The organism is Plantactinospora sp. ZYX-F-223, from assembly GCF_039649625.1.
Taxonomy (GTDB): Bacteria; Actinomycetota; Actinomycetes; order Mycobacteriales; family Micromonosporaceae; genus Plantactinospora.
The window spans coordinates 17,874-39,064 of sequence record NZ_JBDJAV010000006.1 but is presented as its reverse complement, the minus strand read 5'-3'; the positions used below and the strand labels follow the sequence as shown (position 1 = coordinate 39,064).

Genomic DNA, 21,191 nt, shown 5'->3' with positions numbered 1-21,191 from the left:
AGGCAGGAGGTCAGACCTCCATCCTCATGCCTCTGAGTGTTCCGAGGTGAGCTGACTAGTGCAGGAACGTGCTTCCCGCTATACGGGATACCGGTCGTTCGACTATCTGACCCCACAGGTCGACTTCAAGGTGTTCGACCTCGCCCCACAACTCGGTCGGGTGCCCGCGCACGACCTCGGCCTGACTGACGAGCAGTCCGACCGGGTCGCCCGGCTGCTGCGCGAGCACGCCGCGATCTCGCTGCACGAGCACCCGAAGATCCTGCCTGCCGACGTGACGCAGTTGCGGGACTACAACCGGACCGGGCGCAACTCCTTCGGCTTCGAGGGCCTGGCCCGGTCCGGCATGACCGCGGTGTTCGACAACTTCATGAACGGCACCGGCTGCGTGACCAGCGAGCACGCCTGGAAGTGGGACGACGTCATCTACGACATCGGGCTGCGCTTCGCCGACATCGCCAAGCAGGACTACGTGGTCGTGGCGACCACCCTGGAGGAGATCTTCACCGCCAAGCGGAACGGCCAGCTCGCCCTGGTGGCCGGGCTGGAGGCGGCCACGATGATCGAGAACGAACTGGACCGGATCGACATCCTGTACGGCTTCGGCGTACGCCAGATGGGCATCGCGTACAGCCAGGCCAACATGCTCGGCTCGGGGCTCTCCGAGGACCGGGACGGCGGGCTGACCCACTTCGGCCGGCGCGCCGTCGACCGGATGAACAAGCTCGGCATCGCCATCGACGTCTCGCACTCCGGCGACCAGACCTCGCTGGACGTGATCGAGGCGAGCCGGGTACCGGTCTTCATCACCCACGCCGGCGCCCGCGCGGTCTGGAACACCCCTCGGATGAAGCCGGACGACGTCATCCGGGCCTGCGCCGAGCGCGGCGGCGTGATCGGCATCGAGGCCGCCCCGCACACCACGCTCTCGCAGGCGCATCCGCACCACTCGATCGAGTCGGTGATGGACCACTTCGTCTACTGCGTCGAACTGGTCGGCATCGACCACGTGGCGTTCGGCCCGGACACCAACTTCGGTGACCACGTCGGGCTGCACGACAGCTTCACCGGCCACCTGGCGATCGGCAAGGCGCACGGCGCCGTCGACCACCCCCGGGTGCCGTACGTCTCCGGCCTGGAGAACCCGGCCGAGTGCTTCAGCAACATCGTCGGCTGGCTGGTCACGCACGGTTACTCCGACGACGAGATCGCCAAGGTCATCGGCGGCAACATCATTCGCGTTCTTCGGGAGGTTTGGTGAGCAGGACAATTTCCGGCCGTACCCGGCGGTGGCGGGTCGCCGTCACGCTCGGCGCGGCGGCCGCGCTCGGCCTGTCCGGGTGCGGGCTCAACGAGGGCAACTCGTCGTCCGGGGACAGCTCCGGCGGCGGCGACGTACTGCGGATCGGCACCACCACCGACGTGTCGAACTTCAACCCGCTCCAGTCGCTGAGCAAGACCGACTCCTGGATCCTCAACGCGATGTACCCGCACCTGCTGCGGATCGACGCCAACGCCAAGAAGGCACCGGAGCTGGCCAAGGAGTACAGCTACGAGAACGGCGGCAAGACCGCGGTCTTCCGGCTGCGCGACGACTTCACCTGGACCGACGGCAAGCCGGTGGTGGCCGAGGACGTCAAGTTCAGCGCTGAATCGATCATGAAGTACAAGCTCGGCAACGTGGCCGCCAAGCTGACCTGGGTCACCTCGATCGAGGCACCCGACCCGACCACGGTGAAGTTCCACCTCTCCCAGCCGTACGCGCCGTTCGCCGAGGGCGTCGGGTTCTGGATGTCGATCGTGCCGAAGCACGTCTTCTCCTCCGCCGGTGACCTGTCGAAGTTCGCCAACGACTCCAACTGGGTCGGCGCCGGGCCGTTCGTACTGGAGAGCGCCACCAAGGGCCAGCGGTACGTGCTGAAGCGCAACGACAAGTACCCGCTGGCGCCCGGTGGCAAGCCGGCGGTCGGCAAGGTCGAGTTCCGGCTCTACCCGGACGTCAACACGATGATGCTGGCGCTGCGCAACGGCGACATCGACCTGATGGGCACCCCGGTGCCGGCGTCCGCGGCGAAGACCTTCGCCAACGACTCGAAGATCAAGCTGACCAAGGTCGGTGCGCTCGGCTTCGCCCACCTGACCTACAACATGAACAACAAGGACCTGGCCAAGCAGGAGGTCCGGCAGGCGCTGTCGATGGCGGTGGACACCAAGTCGATCATCTCGTCGGTGCTCCAGGGCGATGCCAAGGAGATGTCCGGACCGATCTCGCCGATCTTCGCCGACTACGACAACACCGAGATCCAGCCGTACCCGTTCGACCCGGCCGGGGCGAAGGCCAAGCTGGCCGCGGCCGGTTACTCCGACGGCAACGGTGACGGCCTCTTCGACGGACTGGACCTCGGCGTCGCCTGCGACCAGTCGAACGCCAACCTCACCCGGGTGGTGCAGCTCTTCCGGGAGAGCGCGGCGAAGGCCGGCATCAAGCTGACCAACGAGTGCGTGGAGCGGAACACCTTCCTCTCCCGTACCAAGGACGGCGAGTACGACATCGACGCGTCCCAGTGGGGTGTCTTCGACAACCCGATGGACCAGCTCCGCAGCACCTACCTCTCCAGCAACCCGGGCGGGATCAACTACAACCTGCTCAAGTCGCCGGAGATGGACCAGCTCATCAACGACGCGGCGGCCACCACCGATCCGGCGGCGTTCGCCACGAAGATCAAGAACATCGACAAGGTGGTGCACGAGCAGGCGTACCTGACGCCGCTCTACGTGGAGAACTTCCAGTTCGCCTACAACGCCAGCAAGTTCACCGGCTTCGTGGCCTCGCCGTCCGACCTGCTCGGCATGGTCACCGCGTACTCGCTGGCCCAGGTCAAGCCGGTCGGCTGACCGGCGCGACGAGGTAGAAGGGAGGGGTCCCCCACGTGGCACGCTTCGTGCTCAACCGGGCGCTGAAGGCCGTACTGACCGTCTGGATAGCGATCACCGCGACGTTCTTCCTGCTCCGGTTGCTGCCGGGGGACCCCACGACCCTGATGGTCGAGGGGGACATGACGCCGGAGATGCGGGCGGCGCTGCTCGAGACGTACGGGCTGGACCGGCCGCTGCTGGAACAGTACGTCTCGTACCTGCGCGAACTGCTGCACGGCAACTTCGGCATCTCGTTCCGGCAGATCCAGCCAGTCGCCGACATCCTGCTCGACCGGCTGCCCTGGACCCTGCTGCTGGCCGGGGTGGCGTTCCTGCTCACCATCGCCGTCGGCATCCCGATCGGGGTGTCCGCGGCGGCGCACCGGGGCCGCTGGCCGGACAAGCTGCTCCAGGGCTTCGGCATCGCCGGGCACGCCCTCTTCGTGCCCAGCGTGGCGATGCTGCTGCTGGTCTGGCTCGGCGCCCGGCTCGGCTGGTTTCCGATCGGCGGGGCGATCGACCCGGACACCCGGGGCGTGGCGGCGTACCTGAGCCTGGCGCACCACCTGGTGCTGCCGGTCGCGTCGCTGGTGCTGGTGCAGCTCGGCCCGTACGCGCTGACCCTGCGGACCAACCTGATCGACGTACTCGGCGAGGACTACATCCGGGCGGCCCGGGCGCGGGGCCTGTCCGCCCGGCGCCGACTGTGGAAACACGGCCTGCGCAACGCGATCCTGCCGGCGCTGACCCTGATGGGGCTGCAACTCGGCACCCTGGTCGGCGGCGCCGTGCTGACCGAGACCGTCTTCGCCTATCCCGGCGTCGGCCGGCTGATCTACGAGGCGGTCGGACAACGCGACTATCCCGTCCTGCAAGGAGCGTTCATCATGCTCGCCATCACCGTGGTGGTCGCCAACGCGCTCACCGACCTGCTCTACGCGGTGCTCAACCCCAGGATCCGGCTGTGAGCCCAAGGAGCGAGCGTTCCGGGGCGGCTCGGGTGGGACCGAAGGTTTCCCGGGCCGCCCGGGTGGGACGCGGCGGAGCGGAAACCTCCACAGGTCGCGGCGGAATGCGAGGAGAGCCGGGTTTGCGAGCCCCGCAGTCACGAACGAAAGAGGCACAGCCATGAGTGCGCCACTGGTGACCGAGGCGGAGGCGACCGCTCCGACCGCGGAGCCGGCGATCGGCGCCCGGTCGGCCTGGCGGACGTTCTTCCGGCAGCCGTCCGGGCTGCTCGCCGCGGCGGTGCTGGTCGTGATGGTGCTGCTCGCGGCCTTCGCGCCGCTGATCGCCGACGAACCGGGCGGGACCAGCCCGGACGTGCTGCGGTCGCCGTCCGGCGCGCACCTGTTCGGCACCGACGATCTCGGGCAGGACATCTTCGCCCAGGTGGTCTGGGGCACCAGGACCAGCCTGCTGATCGGGGTGGCGGCCTCGCTGATCGCCATCGTGCTGGGTACGGCGATCGGGCTCGCCTCGGCCTACTTCCGCCGGGTCGACGCGGTCGGCACGGTCGTCACCGACGTGATGCTGGCACTGCCCACGCTGCCCCTGATGATCATGCTGGCCGCGATCGTCAACCCGAGCGTCTGGACGCTGACGCTGATCATCGGCGTCTTCGCCTGGCCCGAGGTGGCCCGGCTGATCCGCTCGCAGGGGCTGGTGGTCAGCGCGATGCCGTACATCGACGGTGCCCGGGTACTCGGCGCCAGCGGATGGCGGATCGTCACCCGGGAGATCCTGCCGGCGGTGGTCCCGCTGATCGTGGTCAGCGTGCTGCTCACCGCGTCCCGGGCGGTCATCTCCGAGGCCGGGCTGAGCTTCCTCGGCCTCGGTGACCCGGACGCCTGGTCGTGGGGGCGGATCCTGCTCAATGCCCAGCGCAGCGGGGTGGTGGCCATCGCCTGGTGGCAGACCCTCTTCCCGTCGCTGGCCATCCTGCTGCTGGTGCTCGCCGCGACGGTCGCCGGCATGCGGTTCAACGACATCCGAGACCCCCGCCGGAACGGAGGCTGACCCGTGCGTCTGCCCGACAGTTTCTACTCGTCCGTCCGGGCCCGGCTCGCCGACGCGCTCGACGTACGCGGCCTCGACGGGTTCCTGGCCACCTCCCCCGCCGACGTGGCGTTCCTGTCCGGGTTCTTCTACATCGCCACCGAACGGCCGGTCTACCTCTGGATGCCCCGCGCCGGCGACCCGCTGCTGGTGATCCCCCGACTCGACGAGGAGTACGCCGCCGGGCAGGGCGTCGGCGTCGAGACGGTCAGCTACGTCGAGTTCCCCGGGGTGGTGAGCGCCGAACAGACCCTCGGCACGGCGCTGTCCGGCCGGCGGGCGAAGCAGATCGGGGTGAGCGCGGGGCTGTCGATCGGGGCGTACCGGGCGCTGTCCCGGGCGCTCGGCGGGAGCACGCTGGTCACCACCGACGCGGTGGCGAAGCTGCGGCTGCGCAAATTTCCCGAGGAGATCCCGTGCCACGAGGCGGCGGCGCGGATCTGCGACGAGATGCTCGCCGCCGGCCGGGAACTGATCGCGGACGCGCTGCGCCGGGGAGCCGCACTCCCCCGCGAGGACGAGATCGCCCGGCACGTCATCGGGTACGGCACCGACCGGATGTACGCCGACTACGACCTGGTGGTCTACACCACCAAACTGGCCGGCGGGCTGGTCTACGCCGGCCCGAACTCGGCGCTGCCGCACGGCCTGCCGACCCGGCGGCGGGTCCGGCCCGGCGACACCCTGATCCTCTCCCTCGGCGCGGCGGTGGCCAGCCGGTTCGTGGAGAGCGAGCGCACCTTCGTCGTCGGCGAGCCGACCCCGGAACAGCGGCGCTACTACGAGGCGGACCGGGAGGCGCAGGAGGTGGGCACCGAGGCGATGCGGGCCGGCCGGACCTGCGCCGAGGTGAACAAGATCTGCCTGGACGTGCTGCGCGGGCACGGTCTGGGCGACTACATCCGGCACCGGCAGGGGCACGGCATCGGGTTGCAGAACCACGAGGCGCCCTGGGTGGAGGACGGCGACCACACCGTGCTGGAACCCGGGATGCTGCTCTCCAGCGAGCCCGGCGTCTACGTACCCGGGCACGCCGGCTACCGGATCTCCGACACCGTACTGGTCGAGGAGGCCGGGCCGCGCCGGCTGACCGGCTATCCGCGCGATCTCGCATCCAACATCATCGAGGAGGTCCGATGACGGTCGACAACTCGTCCGACTTTTCCGGCCGGCTGACGATCAACGGTGCCGAGCTGGTCGTCGAGGCGTTCGGACCGGTCGACGCACCGGCGATGATCGTGCACCACGGCGCGCCCGGGCTCGGCTCCCGGTCCGAGCCGAAGCGGTCGTTCGGGCCGTTCGCCGACCGGTACCGGGTGATCGTCTTCGACGCACGCGGCTCCGGGGAGTCCAGCGACGACGAGCCGTTCACCCACGCCCAGTGGGTCGCCGACGTCGACGCGATCCGGGAGTACTTCGGCTACGAGCGGATCGTGATGGCCGGCGGGTCGTACGGCGGCTTCATCTCCCTCGAATACGCCGTCGCACATCCGGACCGGGTCGCCGCGCTGATCCTGCGGGACACCGCCGCCGACAGCGGGCACAACGAACTCGCGGTCGAGAAGGCCAGGAACACCGACCGGACGGTGATCCCGCAGTGGGCGATCGACCGGATCGGCACCGGCCGGTTCGAGAGCAACGAGCAGCTCCGGGAGTACTGGAAGGCGATCCTGCCGCTCTACGATCACCGGCACGACCCGGCCAAGGACGCCGCGAAGCTGCACGCGACCCGGTTCCACTACCGGACCCACAACGCCGCGTTCGGGCAGAACATGCCGCGCTACGACCTGAAGCCGCAGCTTCCCTCGATCACCTGCCCGACCCTGGTCACCGTCGGCCGGCACGACTGGCGTACTCCGGTGGCCGCCTCGCAGGTGATCGCCGACCTGATCCCGAACGCCGAACTGGTGGTCTTCGAGCACTCCGGGCACTCGCCGCAACTGGAGGAGCCGGAGCTGTTCCAGCGGACCGTGCGGGACTTCCTCGACTCGGCCGGGATCCGGTAATGGCCCTGCTGGAGGTGGAGGAGCTGCGGGTCAGCTTCCCCGGGCCGGGCGGCGGCACCGGGTCGGCCGGCGCGGTGCACGCGGTCAACGGGGTGTCGCTGGCCCTGGAGTCCGGCCGGACCCTGGCGATCCTCGGCGAGTCCGGCTCCGGCAAGAGCGTCACCGCGCAGGCGGTGATGGGGATCCTCGACGTGCCGCCGGCCCGGGTCAGCGGCTCGGTCCGGCTGCGCGGCCGGGAGCTGCTGACCCTGACCCCGAAACAGCGGGACCGGGTCAGCGGCGAGGAGATCGGCATGGTCTTCCAGGACGCGATGGCCGCGCTCAACCCGGTCTACCCGGTCGGCGAGCAGCTCGGCGAACTGCTCCGGGTCCGCCGGGGGCTCTCCCGATCGCAGGCGCGCAGGCGCGCCGTCGAGCTGATCGACCGGGTGCACATCCCGGCCGCGAAGGACCGGGTACGCGACTATCCGCACCAGTTCTCCGGCGGGATGCGGCAACGCATCATGATCGCGCTGGCCATTGCGCTGGAGCCGGACGTGCTGATCGCCGACGAGCCGACCACGGCGCTGGACGTGACCGTGCAGGCGCAGGTGATGGAGCTGATCGCGGAGATCCAGCGGGACAGCGGGATGGCACTGCTGCTGATCACCCACGACCTGGGCGTGGTGGCCGAGGTCGCCGACGACGTGGCGGTGATGTACGCCGGCCGGATCGTCGAACGGGCCACCGTGCAGCAGATCTTCGCCGGTCCGGCGCACCCGTACACCGAGGGGCTGCTCGCCTCGATGCCCCGGATCGACCGGCGCGACGAGGAGCTGTACGCCATCCCCGGCGCCCCGCCGAACCCGGCCCGGCTGCCCAGCGGGTGCCCGTTCCACCTGCGCTGCCCGCGCGCCGACGACGTCTGCCGGGCCACGCTGCCGGCGCTGGAGCCGCTGCCCGAGGGCCGCGCCAGCGCCTGCCACCACCGGGAGGAGTTGCTGCATGTCCGCAGATGACGACCTGGTGCTGCGGGTCGACAACCTGGTCCGGCACTTTCCGGTGAAGGGGAGGCTGCCGTTCACCTCCGGCGGGGTGGTCAAGGCCGTCGACGGGGTCTCCTTCACGCTGCGCCGGGGCGAGACGCTCGGCATCGTCGGCGAGTCCGGCTGCGGCAAGAGCACTCTGGCCCGGATGCTGGTCGGGCTGGAGCGGCCGACCGCAGGCGAGGTGCGCTTCGGCGACGCGGTGGTGCACGCCGCCCGGGGGCGGGACCTGCGGGCGCTGCGCCGGCGGATCCAGATCGTGCTCCAGGACCCCTACACCTCGCTGAACCCGCGCCGGACGATCCGGGAGATCCTGCTCCAGCCGTTCGAGATCCACCCGGACGTGCTGGACCGCAGGCGCCGGCTGGACCGGGTGAAGGAGCTGCTCGACCTGGTCGGGCTCGATCCGAGCGTGCACCTGGACCGCTATCCGCACCAGTTCTCCGGCGGGCAGCGGCAGCGGATCGGCATCGCCCGGGCACTGGCCCTGCAACCCGACGTGATCGTCTGCGACGAGCCGGTCTCCGCGCTCGACGTCTCGGTCCAGGCCCAGGTGGTCAACCTGCTGGAACGGCTCCAGCGGGAGCTGGGCGTGGCGTACGTCTTCATCGCGCACGACCTGTCGGTGGTCCGGCACATCTCCGACCGGGTGGCGGTGATGTACCTCGGCAAGCTGGTGGAGAGCGGCCCCGAGCCGATGCTGTACGACGCGCCGGCCCACCCGTACACCAAGGCACTGCTGTCGGCGGTGCCGGTCCCCGAGCCGGTCGGCCGGGCGGAGCGGACACGGATTCTCCTCACCGGCGATCCGCCCAGCCCGGTCGACCCGCCATCCGGCTGCCGGTTCCGCACCCGCTGCTGGCAGGCGACCGAGACCTGTGCCATCACCGAACCACCGCTGGCCGGCGGCGACCGCGCGGTCGCCTGCCACTACCCGCTGGCCGCCGCCTAGCCACGCACCGTTCCGTCGCGTAAGGAGAAAGTGTTGCTGCAAGAACCCGCGTCCCGGTACCAGGGCCACAAGTCCTACTCGTACCTGGAGCCAGATGCCGACTACCGGGTCTTCGAGCTGGCCCCGGAGATCGGTCGGGTACCCGAGCACGACCTCGGGCTCTCCGACACGCAGCGGCAGCGGGTCACGCGCCTGCTCGCCGAGCACATCGCGATCTCCCTGCACGAGCACCCTGTGATCCTGCCGGCGGACGTCACCGAGCTGCGCGCCTACAACCGGACCGCCCGGCAGCGGACCGGCTACGAGGGGCTGGCCCGGTCCGGCCTGACCGCCGTCTTCGACAACTTCATGGCCGGCGCCTCCTGCGTGACCAGCGAAAACGGCTGGAAGTGGAACGACCTCATCTACGCCCTCGGGATGCGGATGAGCGACCTCTACCAGCAGGACTACGTCACGCTGGCCACCTCGCTCGCCGACATCCGGGCGGCGAAGCGGGACGGCCGGCTGGCTCTGGTCGCCGGCCTGGAGTGCAGCAGCCCGATCGAGAACGAACTCGACCGGATCGACATCCTCTACGGCTTCGGGGTGCGACAGCTCGGCATCGCGTACAGCCAGGCGAACATGCTCGGCGGTGGGTTGTCCGAGGCCCGGGACGGCGGGCTGACCCACTTCGGCCGGCGCGCGGTCGACCGGATGAACAAGCTCGGCATCGCCATCGACGTCTCGCACTCCGGCGACCAGACCTGCCTGGACACCATCGAGGCGAGCCGGGTGCCGGTCTTCATCACCCACGCCGGGGCGCGGTCGGTGTGGAACACCTCGCGGATGAAGCCGGACGAGGTGATCCGGGCCTGCGCCGAGCGGGGTGGGGTGATCGGCATCGAGGCCGCCCCGCACACCACCCTGTCCGAGGCGCACCTGGAGCACTCCCTCGAATCGGTGATGGACCACTTCACCTACTGCGTCGACCTGGTCGGCATCGACCACGTGACGTTCGGCCCGGACACGATGTTCGGCGACCACGTCGGGGTGCACAAGGTGTACGCCGGCAACTACGGCAAGGACGCGGGCAACAAGCCCGAGCACCCCCGGGTCGAGTACGTCTCCGGGGTGGAGAACCCGGGCGAGGCGTTCGGGAACATCGTCGGCTGGCTGGTCAACCACGACTACTCGGACGACGAGATCGCCAAGGTGATCGGTGGCAACACCATCCGGGTACTGGAACAGGTCTGGTAACGACGTCGGGTGGTTGGCGTGCACCCGCTCGGGTGGGCGCCCAGCTACTACACTCCGTACGCCATGGCTGGCGCGGCGGAGCGAAGAGGTGAGGGTTGATGGCTCGGCGCGAGACCGCGCTACAGACCGCGCAGAGCCAACTGCGCGATCTGATCGGCAGCGAGTTCCGGACCGGTGACAAGCTGCCCAACGAGCGCGAGTTGGCCGACCGGCTGGCGGTCAGCCGGGCCACCGTGCGAGAGGTGCTGGGGCAGCTCGCCGCCGAGGGCGTACTCACCCGGACCTGGGGTGTCGGCACCTTCGTCAGCGAGCCGACCGAACGGGTACCGGTGTCGATCGGCGACGTCACCGCGCTGCGGGACCGGATCACCGCCTCCGGGCACCGGCCGGCACTCCAGGACGCGGCGGTGAGCCGGGCCGAGTGCCCGGACGACTGCGCCAAGATCCTCGGGCTGGACGTCGGTTCACCGGTCTGGCGGGTCGACCGGCTCTTCGCCGTCGACGGCGTCGCGGCGGCCTGGATCCGCGACCACCTGCCGCTGCGGGTCGGCGACCGCGAACTCGACCCGTCCGGCCTGGTCAGCATCGACCTGGACATGTTCGAGTTCCTGGCCGGTGCGACCGGGATGCCGGTACGGCGGGCCGAGATCGAGTTCGCCGCCGTCCTCGCCGACGAGGCAGCCGTCGGACGGCTCAAGGTGCCGATCGGGCACCCGCTGGTCAGCGCCACCCAGATCGGCTACAACGCCGAGGGGTTGGCGCTGTTCCACGGGCACATCACGGTCCGGACCGACGTGTTGACCCTGCGGATCACCCGGGGAGCCTGAGCCTCGCCCCCGGCAGCCCGTTGGCGGTAGGCGACGGGGTCATCCGGCAGTGGCCGGCGTACCCGTGATCAACGCCGCCTGGACGATCCGGACAGCCTCGTCCGGGTCGACGCCCGCGCTGGTGACCACTGCCGCGTACTCCGCGGCGGCGCGTCGCACGCGTTCGCGCGCCTGCTCACCGGCTGCCGACACGAAGGAGCCGGCCCGGCCCCGGGTCTCGATCAGTCCCGCCTCCTCCAGCTCCCGGTAGGTCCTGGCCACCGTGTTGGCGGCCAGGCCGAGATCGGCGGCGAGCTGGCGGATCGGCGGCAGGCGGGTGCCGACGACCAGGGTGTGATCCTGGATCTGCCGGGCGAACTGCACGCGCAACTGTTCGAACGGCGGCACCGGCGACGACGCGTCGATGACGATCCCCGGTCCCGCGTCCGACGAGCCCTTGCCCACCATGCCTCCGCTCATGTAGCAACCGTTGTCGCAGGACAATACGCCAATTCCGCGCCACGGTGCCGATGTCGGCGGCAGCCGATCCGGCGGACCAGGTCCGCCACCGCCGGTGCGCGGTGGCGGACCTGGCGTGCCCGCCGGTGGCGTCAGCGGCCCGACACCGCCGTCGCCCACCTCAGCGCCGGCGGGTTGACCGGGACCCGGTCGCCGACCGGCCTGGTCAGGTCGTAGCGGTACCGGACCTACCTCCGGCGTGCTTCGAGCGCATCCAGGATCAGGTCCAGGCCGTAGCCGAACTCGTGTGCGGGGTCGTAACCCGCCCGCAGGCCATGGTCGACGATCATCTCTGTGAGGTATGGCGGCTACCTGTTCGTCCTGGTGTACGGATCGCGCTCGGACTGGGTACAGAACGTGCTGGCGGCCGGCGGTGCGCGGCTCCGGGTCGCGGGGAGGGAGGTGGAACTCACCGCCCCACGCCTCGTCGGGGAGGTCGAGGCGTTCCAGTCCCTCCCCGCCGATGTGGCGCGCCCACCGAAGCTGCTGCGCATCACCGAGTTCCTCCGCATGGACCTCGTCGCAGGCTGACCGGTCGCCGCTCGTGGTCAGCGGCTGAGGCGCTGGTACTGGCGTACCGCCAGGGGCAGGAAGATCGCGGTGATGACCGCCGGCCAGAGTACGGCAGTGGTGACGGCGTGCTCCTCGATCCAGTAGCCGCTGGCCACCGCCGGGGACTCGAACAACTCCCGGATCGCCCCGGCCGTGGAGGAGACCGGATTCCAGGCGGCGACCGCGCCGAGCCAGCCCGGCATCAGGTCCGGTGGCGCGAAGACCGAGGAGACCATGCCGAACGGGAAGGCGAGCGCGAACAGGTTCCCGGCCGCCTCGGTGTTCTTCAGCATCAACCCGAGCTGGATTCCGACGAAGATGAGGGCCGTACGCAGCCACAGCAGCAGCGCGAAGGCGGTCAGGGTCGCGGCGAGGCTGCCGCCGGGGCGCCAGCCGAGGACCAGCGCGATGACGACCAGGATGGCCAGGTCCACCGTGGCGTGGATGACGTCGGCCAGGCCACGGCCGGTGACCACCGCGGACGAAGCCATGGGCATGGACCGGAAGCGGTCGATGAAGCCCCGCTCCTTGATCATGGCTACCGCGAAGGCGGTGTTCATGAAGCCGAAGGCCATCGTCATGGCGAAGAGACCGGGCATGGCGAACTCCAGGTAGCCGGTGCCGGCACCCTGCCCCGAGACGTCCATGGCGCTGCCGAAGACGTAGACGAACATCAGCACCATGACGATCGGGAAGCCGAGCTGCCAGGCGAAGTTGGAGGGCTGCCGGACGAGGTGCGCCATTTCCTGGATCAGGATGGTCCAGCAGTCGACGACCGCCCACTTGATCCGGCTACCGAGGGTGTCGCTGGGATCCGGCGCGAGGTGGACCGTGGTCATCTGCTGGCCTCCAGGTAGGCGGTCGGACGCTTCTCGTCGGTGTGCGCGCCGGCATTCCGGCGTTCTTGGGTCAGGTGCAGGAAGGCCTCGTCCAGGGTGGGGCGCCGCAGCCCCAGGTCGGCCACGGCGATGCCCCGCTGGCGCAGTTCGGCGGCGACCTCGGTCAGGGCGGCCACGCCGTTGTCCACCGGGACGCTGACCGCGAGTACGGCGTCGTCCACCGTGGCCGTACGCCCGGCGGCGGCGACCCCGCCCACGAGCGCGCCGATCGCCGGCAGGTCGGCCGGTTCGGCCGCGACGACCTCGAGCCGTTCGTTGCCGATCCGGCGCTTCAACCCGCTCGGGGTGTCCTCGACGAGGTTCCTGCCGTGGTCGATGACCCCGATCCGGTCGCAGAGCCGGTCCGCCTCGTCGAGGTAGTGGGTGGTGAGCACCACCGTGGTGCCGCGCGAGGCCAGCTCTCCCACCGCCTGCCACACCTCGCGTCGCCCGGCGGGGTCCAGTCCGGTGGTGGGCTCGTCGAGAAACAGCACGTCAGGCGCGAGGATCATGCTGGATGCGAGGTCCAGCCGGCGTCGCATCCCACCCGAGAACTTCTTCGGCGTCTTGTCCGCCGCGTGCGAGAGGCCGAACTGGTCCAGCAGTTCCTGAGCCCGTTGCCGGGCGGCGGCCGCGCCGATGTGGAACAGGCGGCCGAACATCACCAGGTTCTGCCGGGCACTGATGTTGTCGTCGACCGCGGTGTTCTGCCCGGTCAGGCCGATGCGGCGGCGTACCAGGCGGGCCTGGGTCCGTACGTCGTAGCCGGCGACCTCGGCGCGCCCGCCGTCCGGCCGGAGCAGCGTACACAGGATGCGCACGGCGGTGGTCTTGCCGGCGCCGTTGGGGCCGAGCAGGCCGTAGACCAGACCGCGCGGCACGGCGAGGTCCAGCCCGGCCAGCGCCTCGGTGTCGCGATATCGCTTCTGCAGGCCCTCGGTGAAGACGACGTAGTCAGACGTGGGCAAGACAAACCCTCCCTAGACTGGGTACGGTGTACGGAGATTAGCGTACGCTGTACCCAGATCACAACCGACTTGTAGGCTGACGGCACCATGACGAGCGAGCTCACCCCCACCGAGCAGTTGCGACGCAGCATCGAACTGCTCTGGGGCACCGGCGGGCGCCCCGCCCGGGGACCGAAACCGACCCTGACCCTGGACAAGATCGTCGAAGCGGCGATCGCCGTCGCCGACCGGGAGGGCACCGCCGCCATCTCCATGCGGCGGGTGGCCGCGGAACTCGGGGTCGGCGCGATGACGCTGTACCGGTACGTCCCCGGCAAGGCGGAACTCCTCGCACTGATGCTGGACAGGGTCAGCGGGCCCGGCGAGGAGGCGGTCCGGGCCGCGGAGAAGGGCTGGCGGGAACTGCTGACGGCAGTAGCCCACGACTCCTACCGGCTGCACCTGGCGCACCCCTGGCTGCTCCAGGTCAACTGGACCCGGCCGGTGATGGGCCCGAACAGCCTCGCCGGGGCCGAGATCGTCGTCGCCGCGCTGACCGGTCTCGGCCTGACCAGCCAGGAACGGATCGGCGTGATGATCGCGCTCGACGGCTTCGTCACCGGCTACGCCCGGCACCGGATCCTGTACCTCGCCGCGGCCGAGGAGAGCGGCGTCAGCGACGAGGAGTTCTGGAGCCAGCACCTTCCGGTGCTGGAGCGGGCCATGGCCTCCGGAGACTACCCGGCGATGGCCGCACTCAGCGCGGACGCGTTCGACGCGGGCTGGGACGAGACCTTCGAATTCGGCCTGCACTGCCTACTCGACGGCTTCGCCGCGCTGTTCGCCGCCCGCCGCTCGGCCCCGGCCGCCGATGCGCCGGAGGTCGATGGGGTCGCCGACTGCTCATGACACCGCGCGGCGCGCCGGTCGGCCGGCGCCGGTCGGCTCGGGTCACCTGAGCCGTGCGGCGATGGTCCGCGCACACGCCAGGGACTCGGTATGCGTCGTGTCCACCTCCAGGTCGTAGGCGACGCCCTGGTGGACCATCTCCGCCTGTGACACGGCCATTCCCCGGACCCGGTCTCCCCGGGCGACCTCACGGCCCGCGGCGACCGAACCCTCACACCGGACGCCGACCCAGAACACGTCCAGCCCGCCGAGGACCTTCTGCCAGAGCTGCTGCGACCCCCCTCCACCGAGGAAAACCTCGTCGAGGATGACCCGGGCGCCGGCACGGACCATCGCGGCGACTCCCTCCATCCACGCCGTCTGAAGCAACCGGAACTCCGGCCCGACTTTCACCCCGCCATCCGAAGTGAACTCGATGCCCCCATCCGTCGCCTGCATGGACGCGGGCATCGCATCGATCAGTGTGTCGACCCCGATGGCAAGCCATGGATCCGGTAGGACCGCCTGCAGGCACCGGGCGATTCCCGACTTACCCGAGCTCGATCCGCCATTCAGCACGATCACCTGAGTTGTCACCACGTCACGATAGAACCGCTTCCCATTGCGCCGAGAAACGGACCCTGGCGAATTACCAGGCCGAAGGTATCCGTGCATCGCCAGACCGACGGTGGATACCGCTCCCGGCGACAGACCGGATGGTGCTGCTGCTCGCTATCGTGTGCGTGCCTCGTACCTCGTGGTCCGTGGCTCATCGCTGTGCGGAGAGGGTTTGGTGATGACGGATCTGCGGGGGCTGATCGGTGAGATGGCGTCGGCGCTGGGCCGCAGCGACATAGCGGTCCTGCAAGGGCGATACCGGCCACGGGGCGGCAGCTCGCTGCACACGTTCGACGCCGCCGGGCGGTCGGCGGTCGCGGGCACCGGGTTCGCCCTGCACGACCTGCTCCGCCGGGTGGACGAAGCGGTACGCCCGGACGGGGAGGACCGCCCGCTCGTCGTCGAACTCGCCCGCGACGGGTCTGGCCGCGCCGAGCTGCGGTACACCTTCGACCTGCCCACCGTGGCGCCGGTACGGCTGGTGCTGGACCCCGACTACCGGCACCCCCACCACCCGGTCTCGCCGATGCCGGCGCCGCCCAACGTCGCCGTCACCGACCGGCCCACCGATCCGGAGGTACTCGCCACCGTCCGTGCCCTCGTCGCGGAGTTCGTGCGCGAGTACACCCGGCAGACCGGGGACACGCCCGAACTCGGCGCCGGGCATTCGGAAGAGGAGATCCGGGCCGCCGAGTCGGCCATGGGCCTGCGGCTGCCCGAGGACCTCCGGGCCCTGTACCGGACCGTATCCGGCGGTGAGGAGTACGGGCTACTCGGGGCGGGAGCGCTGCTGCCGTTGAAATCCGTGGTGGCCGAGTACCTGGACGGTGGGCCCGGAGCGTTCCTGGGCAACGACGATCTGTTCGCGGTGTTCCCGGTCGTCTACGAGGCGTACCCGCCCGGCCGGGTACGGCGGGTGTCCCGCAACGACTGGTGGGTGGAGGTCGGCACCGACCGGGGCGGCAACTTCTGCATGGTCGACCTCGATCCGGGGCCGGAGGGAACCTCCGGGCAGCTCATCCAGTACGGCAGGGACTTCCATGGGCCGGTGGGCTACGTCGCCGAGTCCGTGACGGCGGCGCTGCACGACCGTCTCGGGACGCTGCGGGACGACGGTACTGCGCGGCGTGTCTCGGCTCATCCGCCGTACAACCACTCGGAGCGGGTGGGCGAGCGGCGGGTTGCCGACGTCGTCACGGGGTTCGACGTGCAGGAGCTGTACCTCAACGACGCGACTGCCCTCCACCTGGCGGACCTGGCGCCGCTCGGCCGGCTGCGCAGTGTCTCGATAAACCGCGCGACGGCGGTCACGACGGCGCTCCCGCCCGACGTGCCGGTCGAGTGGCTGTCGATCGACGCCGCCGAGCTCGACCTTTCGCAACTCGGCGGGCATCCGACCCTGTGGGGGCTGAGGCTCGCCTCCCGCTCCCCGGTCTCGATCGCGCCGCTGGTCGACCTCCCCGCTCTGGTCCACGTCGACCTGTCCGGGGCCGAGGTGAGTGACCTGCACCGGATCAGGGATGTGCCCGGTCTCCGGGTGTTGGAGCTCAACCTGGCCCAGTGGCGGGAGCTACGCGGCCCCGGTTCGCTGCCGACCGGGCTGGCTGCCGCGGCGCTGAACGGATTCGCCCGGCTGGAGGAGGCCGACGAGTGGGCCGATTGGCTGCGACGAGGCGCCGGGCCGCGATGAGCGGACCCCGGCTCGACATCGCCCACGACCGCCAGCGTCGGCAGCGGGCGACCCGCTCGCGCGCCGGGGCTTGAAACCATAGCGGCGAGGACGGATCCTGGGCAGTACATCGACCGTCGACAATCGGGGGTTGCGGGATGCGCCTCGTACCGGTCCTCGTCCTCACGCTCACCGCACTGCTGCCCGCCGCCCCGGCCGCCGCACACGAGCACGGCAGTTCCTCACCCGGTCCGGCCAGCGTGGCCGAGGTGCGGACCGCCGGAACCGCGTGGGGTGTCGATCCGGCGACCGGCCGGACCACGCTCACCGTCGACGAGTCGGTCGACAACGCCCAGGCCCGGGTACTGCGCGCCGTCGCCGACCGCTCCGGAGCGGCGTTCCGCCGCGAACCCGGCCGCCTACGCCTACTCATCGCCGGCGGACAGGCCATCTACGGCGCCGCCGGCCGGTGCTCCCTCGGAGCCAACGTACGCGCCAGCGGCACGTCCTACTTCGTCACCGCCGGGCACTGCACCCGGGCCGCCTCGACCTGGTACGCCGACAGCAGCCGGACGATCCCGCTCGGCCCCAACGCCGGCAGCAGCTTCCCCGGCAACGACTACGGCATCGTGCGCTACACCGGTGCGGTCAGCCATCCCAGCGCGGTCTACACCTACCCGCAACTGCTGCCGATCACCGGTGCCGGCAACGCGTACGTCGGTCAGGCCGTCTGCCGCAGCGGAGCCACCACCGGCGTGCGCTGCGGCACGGTGACCGGCCTCAACCAGACCGTGAACTACGCCGAGGGCAGCGTCTTCGGGCTCATCCGCACCAACATCTGCGCCGAGCCGGGCGACAGCGGCGGCCCGCTCTACTCCGCGTCGACCGGCACCATCCTCGGCATCCTCTCCGGCGGCAGCGGCAACTGCACCACCGGTGGGACGACGTACTACCAGCCGATCATGGAGATCCTCGCCGCGTACGGCGTCACCGTCCCGTAGCCCAGGAACGCCGGTCAGCCACACACCGTGCCCGAGCGACGGGCATCGGTTCCACAGGCGAGCGGGCGTCCACTCCGCGCCACTGAGCCGGTCTCCGGTTCCCACCTGGCCGCAGCATCGCCAACCGTTCGGCAACCCTCGACTCCTACCATCCGCGCCGGCCGGAGCCGGCCAGCGGCGCACCTTGCCGTACGGTTGGGCGAACCGCTGTCGTCGACCTCGGAAGCGGGTTGTGTTCGGTGACCACTCCGGTAATCCTCGACTGTGACCCGGGCCATGACGACGCGCTGGCCCTCCTGCTGGCCGCGGCCGACCCCCGGATCGACCTACTCGCCATCACCACGGTCGCCGGCAACCAGACCCTCGACAAGACCACGGTGAACGCGCGGCGGATCTGCACCGCCGCCGGCATCACCGACGTGCCGCTCGCCGCCGGATGCGCCGGGCCGATCGCCGGCGAACTGCGGGTGGCGCCGGAGATCCACGGGGCGAGCGGGCTCGACGGCCCGACTCTGGGCGAACCGACGGTGCCAGTCCTCGACGAGCACGCCGTCGCGCTGATCCGCCGAATCCTGCTCGATCATCCGGAACCCGTCACGCTCGTCCCCACCGGACCGCTCACCAACATCGCGACGCTGCTGCGGGACCACCCCGAGGTGGCGCCGAAGATCCGCGAAATCGTGTTCATGGGTGGCTCGACCGGACGCGGGAACGTCACGCCGTACGGCGAGTTCAACGTGGTGGTGGATCCGGAAGCCGCCCAGATCGTGCTGCGTTCCGGCCTGCCGGTGACGATGTGCGGACTGAACATCACACACCAGGCGCTGGTGACGCCGGACGTCATCGCGAGATTCCGGCGGCTCGACACCGACCTCGCGCGGATCTGCATCGACCTCATGACGTTCTTCGCTGCGACGTACCAGAACGTGTTCGGGCTGGCCGATCCGCCGCTGCACGATCCGATCGCCGTTGCCCGGGTGATAGACGCGTCGATCGTCGCCTGCGTACCGGCACCGGTCGCGGTGGAACTGGCCGGGGCACACACCCGGGGCGCGACCGTGGTCGACCTGCACCACCGCACCGCCACGCCGGACAACGCCAACGTGGCACTGCACCTGGACGTCGAGGCGTTCTGGGAGTTGGTGCTCGGCGCCGTCGAACGGCTGGCGTCACCGGCGCGCCGCCGGTGACGACCGCGCGTGCCGAAGGGTGCCGGAGGAGGCCGCGTCCGTTGCCGGCGCACTTGCCGGAGGCGGGGTCAGGCCAGACAGGTTCAGATGAAGGTGGGCTTGGTGAGCCGCCAGGCGGCTCCGATGAGGCCGACGTGGGACAGCGCCAGCGGGGTGTTGCCAAGATGCGCGCCGGTGCGGGGGTCGATCTGTTCGGCGAACAGCCCGAGGTCGTTGGCGCGGGCGGCGGTGCGTTCGAAGAGGGCGGCGGCCCGTTCGGTCTCGCCGGCCATCGCCAGGCATTCGACCAACCAGAACGTGCAGATCACGAAGCCGGCCGGATCGTCCGGCCAGCGGCGGACCAGTCCTTCGGTCGTCAGGTCTCTCGCGATGGCCTCGATGGTGGCCCGCATCCGCGGATCGGAGGCCGCCACCATGCCCGTCCCGGGCAGGATCAGCACCGAGGCATCCAGTTCCGACGATCCGATGGTTCCGGTGTAGGCGCCGACGCGCTCGTTCCAGCCGTCGCGCAGCACCGTGCGCCGGATCTCGTCGCGGACGGCGGTCCACCGCTCCGGATCGGCGCGCGGGCCGAGGATCGGCGCGAGTTTCACCGCGCTGTCCAGCGCGCCCCAGCACAGCGCCTTCGACGCGAGGTAGTGCCGTCCGGGGCCGCGTTCCTCCCACATGCCGGCGTCCGGTTCCCGCCAGTGCGTGGCCTGCTCGGCCAGGCCGACCAGCAACGCCCGTAGCTCCTCGGTGACGTCGCCGAGTCGGTCACGGAGCAGGTACGCACAGAGCAGTACCTCGCCGGGCACGTCGTGCTGCCGCTGCTGCCAGGCGCCGTTGCCGACCCGGACCGGCCGACTGCCGGCGTAGCCGCGCAGATGGTCGAGGGAGTACTCGGCCAGGTTCCGCTCGCCGGTCACCCCGTACATGACCGGCACGGGTTCGTCACCGGTACGGCCGGCCGAGCGGGCCGCCCAGTCGAAGAGCCGGCCGGTCTCCTCCGGGCAGGCGGTGACCCAGAGCGCCCGCATGGTCAGGAAGAAGTCCCGCAGCCAGGCGTAGCGGTAGTCGAAGTTGTCGGTGCCGCCGAGCCGCTCCGGCAGGGACGTCGTGACGGCGGCGACCACCGCCCCGCTGGGCCGGTAGGTCAGGCCCTGCACGATCAACGCGTGCTGCCGCACGAGGTCGCGGTAACGGCCGTCGTACCGGTGCAGATCCTCCCCCGCCCGCCACGCCTCGACGGTGTCCCGCAGCGCCGGTACCGGATCCAGTTGCCGTGGCGGCGGGCCGTCGGCCGGCGCGGACGCCAGGTCGAAGCCGAAGACCTGACCGGCGGCGACGTCGAACTCGCCAACCGCCCGCCCGCGCGCGCAGTCCAGCGGCACCGGGGCGCGCAGGGCCAGGGCCAGCGGGCCGGCGGTGGTGAGCACCTGCCCGTCGCGGCAGTGCAGGTACGGAACTATCAGCCCGTATTCCGGTCTCGGGACGTACTCGCAGCGCATCCGTACCGTGCCGGTGAGTCCTTCGACGACCCGGGCCAGCACCCTCGGAGAATTCCGTCCGAGGTCGTGTGCATGCACCCCGGGCTCCGCCAGCAGCGCGTCGGTGACCGCGACGCTGCCGGTGCCGGTACGGTGCACGGTCCGCAGCACCAGCGAACCGTCGACGTACGCCCGCTCCGTCCGCGGTTCCGATCCGGGCACCGGGCAGAGGGCCCAGTGTCCGGCGTCCGGGTCCAGCAGCCGGCCGAACACGGACGGCGCGTCGAACCGGCCCGGGCACCACCAGTCGATTGAGCCGCCCCGGCTGACCAACGCCGCCGACGCGCAGTCAGACAGCAGACCGTAGTCGGCGATGGCGGCCTCGGACATTCCGCGCGAATACCCGATTTTGCTGTGATTAGCCCTCCCGCGAAGCGGAGCCGTCCGAGCGTCCGCGGTGG

The 21,191-nt window shown here is 70.5% G+C and carries 20 protein-coding genes; 15 read left to right on the top strand and 5 right to left on the bottom strand.

What is annotated here, in order from left to right; all coding sequences use genetic code 11:
- Positions 1 to 58: 58 nt before the first annotated feature.
- The 10 genes from AAH979_RS07910 to AAH979_RS07865 all read left to right on the top strand — a co-directional run bounded on the left by AAH979_RS07910 (position 59) and on the right by AAH979_RS07865 (position 11,020).
- Positions 59 to 1,261 (top strand): membrane dipeptidase, encoded by a 1,203-nt coding sequence (locus tag AAH979_RS07910; RefSeq protein ID WP_346257385.1) that lies wholly within the window; start codon positions 59 to 61, stop codon positions 1,259 to 1,261.
- Entirely contained in the window at positions 1,258 to 2,895 is a 1,638-nt protein-coding gene (locus AAH979_RS07905; protein ID WP_346257384.1) for an ABC transporter substrate-binding protein, read from the top strand. Before AAH979_RS07910 ends, AAH979_RS07905 begins: the two co-directional genes overlap by 4 nt.
- A 35-nt stretch (positions 2,896 to 2,930) precedes the next feature.
- Positions 2,931 to 3,884 (top strand): ABC transporter permease, encoded by a 954-nt coding sequence (locus AAH979_RS07900; RefSeq protein WP_346257383.1) that lies wholly within the window; start codon positions 2,931 to 2,933, stop codon positions 3,882 to 3,884.
- A 160-nt stretch (positions 3,885 to 4,044) separates the two neighbouring features.
- Positions 4,045 to 4,935, top strand: a complete 891-nt coding sequence (locus tag AAH979_RS07895) for an ABC transporter permease (RefSeq protein ID WP_346257382.1) — start codon at positions 4,045 to 4,047, stop codon at positions 4,933 to 4,935.
- A 3-nt stretch (positions 4,936 to 4,938) separates the two neighbouring features.
- Positions 4,939 to 6,114: a Xaa-Pro peptidase family protein gene (locus AAH979_RS07890; protein ID WP_346257381.1), complete on the top strand. Its 1,176-nt coding sequence runs from the start codon at positions 4,939 to 4,941 to the stop codon at positions 6,112 to 6,114.
- Positions 6,111 to 6,980: an alpha/beta hydrolase gene (locus tag AAH979_RS07885; protein ID WP_346257380.1), complete on the top strand. Its 870-nt coding sequence runs from the start codon at positions 6,111 to 6,113 to the stop codon at positions 6,978 to 6,980. The genes AAH979_RS07890 and AAH979_RS07885 overlap by 4 nt, the downstream gene beginning before the upstream one ends.
- The gene (locus AAH979_RS07880) at positions 6,980 to 7,978 is read left to right on the top strand and encodes an ABC transporter ATP-binding protein (protein ID WP_346257379.1); all 999 of its coding nucleotides are present in this window, start codon (positions 6,980 to 6,982) and stop codon (positions 7,976 to 7,978) included. Before AAH979_RS07885 ends, AAH979_RS07880 begins: the two co-directional genes overlap by 1 nt.
- Complete coding sequence (locus tag AAH979_RS07875) at positions 7,965 to 8,957, top strand: dipeptide ABC transporter ATP-binding protein (protein WP_346257378.1); 993 nt, start codon at positions 7,965 to 7,967, stop codon at positions 8,955 to 8,957. The genes AAH979_RS07880 and AAH979_RS07875 overlap by 14 nt, the downstream gene beginning before the upstream one ends.
- Positions 8,958 to 8,990: 33 nt before the next feature.
- The gene (locus tag AAH979_RS07870) at positions 8,991 to 10,193 is read left to right on the top strand and encodes a membrane dipeptidase (RefSeq protein ID WP_346257377.1); all 1,203 of its coding nucleotides are present in this window, start codon (positions 8,991 to 8,993) and stop codon (positions 10,191 to 10,193) included.
- Between the two features lie 98 nt (positions 10,194 to 10,291).
- On the top strand, positions 10,292 to 11,020 hold the full coding sequence (locus tag AAH979_RS07865; protein WP_346257376.1) for a GntR family transcriptional regulator: 729 nt from the start codon (positions 10,292 to 10,294) through the stop codon (positions 11,018 to 11,020).
- Positions 11,021 to 11,059: 39 nt separating this feature from the next.
- Here the strand turns inward: AAH979_RS07865 and AAH979_RS07860 are convergent, their stop codons facing one another.
- Positions 11,060 to 11,479, bottom strand: a complete 420-nt coding sequence (locus AAH979_RS07860) for a GntR family transcriptional regulator (protein ID WP_346257375.1) — start codon at positions 11,477 to 11,479, stop codon at positions 11,060 to 11,062.
- Positions 11,480 to 11,812: 333 nt separating this feature from the next.
- Between AAH979_RS07860 and AAH979_RS07855 the strand changes: the two genes are divergently transcribed.
- Positions 11,813 to 12,049 carry a hypothetical protein gene (locus AAH979_RS07855; RefSeq protein ID WP_346257374.1) on the top strand — a complete coding sequence of 79 codons (237 nt, stop codon included), beginning with the start codon at positions 11,813 to 11,815 and terminating at the stop codon, positions 12,047 to 12,049.
- Between the two features lie 17 nt (positions 12,050 to 12,066).
- Here AAH979_RS07855 and AAH979_RS07850 read toward each other — a convergent pair whose 3' ends face one another.
- Both AAH979_RS07850 and AAH979_RS07845 read right to left on the bottom strand, forming a co-directional pair.
- Positions 12,067 to 12,909, bottom strand: coding sequence for an ABC transporter permease (locus tag AAH979_RS07850; RefSeq protein ID WP_346257373.1), 843 nt, complete (start codon positions 12,907 to 12,909; stop codon positions 12,067 to 12,069).
- A complete protein-coding gene (locus AAH979_RS07845) occupies positions 12,906 to 13,916 on the bottom strand; it encodes an ATP-binding cassette domain-containing protein (protein WP_346257372.1) in 1,011 nt (336 codons plus the stop codon). The genes AAH979_RS07850 and AAH979_RS07845 overlap by 4 nt, the downstream gene beginning before the upstream one ends.
- An 87-nt stretch (positions 13,917 to 14,003) precedes the next feature.
- Here AAH979_RS07845 and AAH979_RS07840 point away from each other — a divergent pair, with 87 nt between their 5' ends.
- Positions 14,004 to 14,804 carry a TetR/AcrR family transcriptional regulator gene (locus tag AAH979_RS07840; RefSeq protein WP_346257371.1) on the top strand — a complete coding sequence of 267 codons (801 nt, stop codon included), beginning with the start codon at positions 14,004 to 14,006 and terminating at the stop codon, positions 14,802 to 14,804.
- A gap of 42 nt (positions 14,805 to 14,846) precedes the next feature.
- On the opposite strand, the gene cpt is transcribed toward AAH979_RS07840, so the two are convergent.
- Entirely contained in the window at positions 14,847 to 15,380 is a 534-nt protein-coding gene (gene cpt / locus AAH979_RS07835) for a chloramphenicol phosphotransferase CPT (RefSeq protein WP_346257370.1), read from the bottom strand.
- Between the two features lie 199 nt (positions 15,381 to 15,579).
- On the opposite strand from cpt, the gene AAH979_RS07830 reads away from it, so the two are divergent.
- The 3 genes from AAH979_RS07830 (at position 15,580) to AAH979_RS07820 (ending at position 19,261) form a co-directional block, all read left to right on the top strand.
- A complete protein-coding gene (locus tag AAH979_RS07830) occupies positions 15,580 to 17,091 on the top strand; it encodes an SMI1/KNR4 family protein (protein WP_346257369.1) in 1,512 nt (503 codons plus the stop codon).
- Positions 17,092 to 17,228: 137 nt separating this feature from the next.
- Positions 17,229 to 18,071: a S1 family peptidase gene (locus AAH979_RS07825; RefSeq protein WP_346257368.1), complete on the top strand. Its 843-nt coding sequence runs from the start codon at positions 17,229 to 17,231 to the stop codon at positions 18,069 to 18,071.
- Between the two features lie 239 nt (positions 18,072 to 18,310).
- Positions 18,311 to 19,261, top strand: a complete 951-nt coding sequence (locus AAH979_RS07820) for a nucleoside hydrolase (protein ID WP_346257367.1) — start codon at positions 18,311 to 18,313, stop codon at positions 19,259 to 19,261.
- Between the two features lie 83 nt (positions 19,262 to 19,344).
- Here the strand turns inward: AAH979_RS07820 and AAH979_RS07815 are convergent, their stop codons facing one another.
- Complete coding sequence (locus AAH979_RS07815; protein ID WP_346257366.1) at positions 19,345 to 21,120, bottom strand: glycoside hydrolase family 15 protein; 1,776 nt, start codon at positions 21,118 to 21,120, stop codon at positions 19,345 to 19,347.
- Positions 21,121 to 21,191 lie beyond the last annotated feature (71 nt).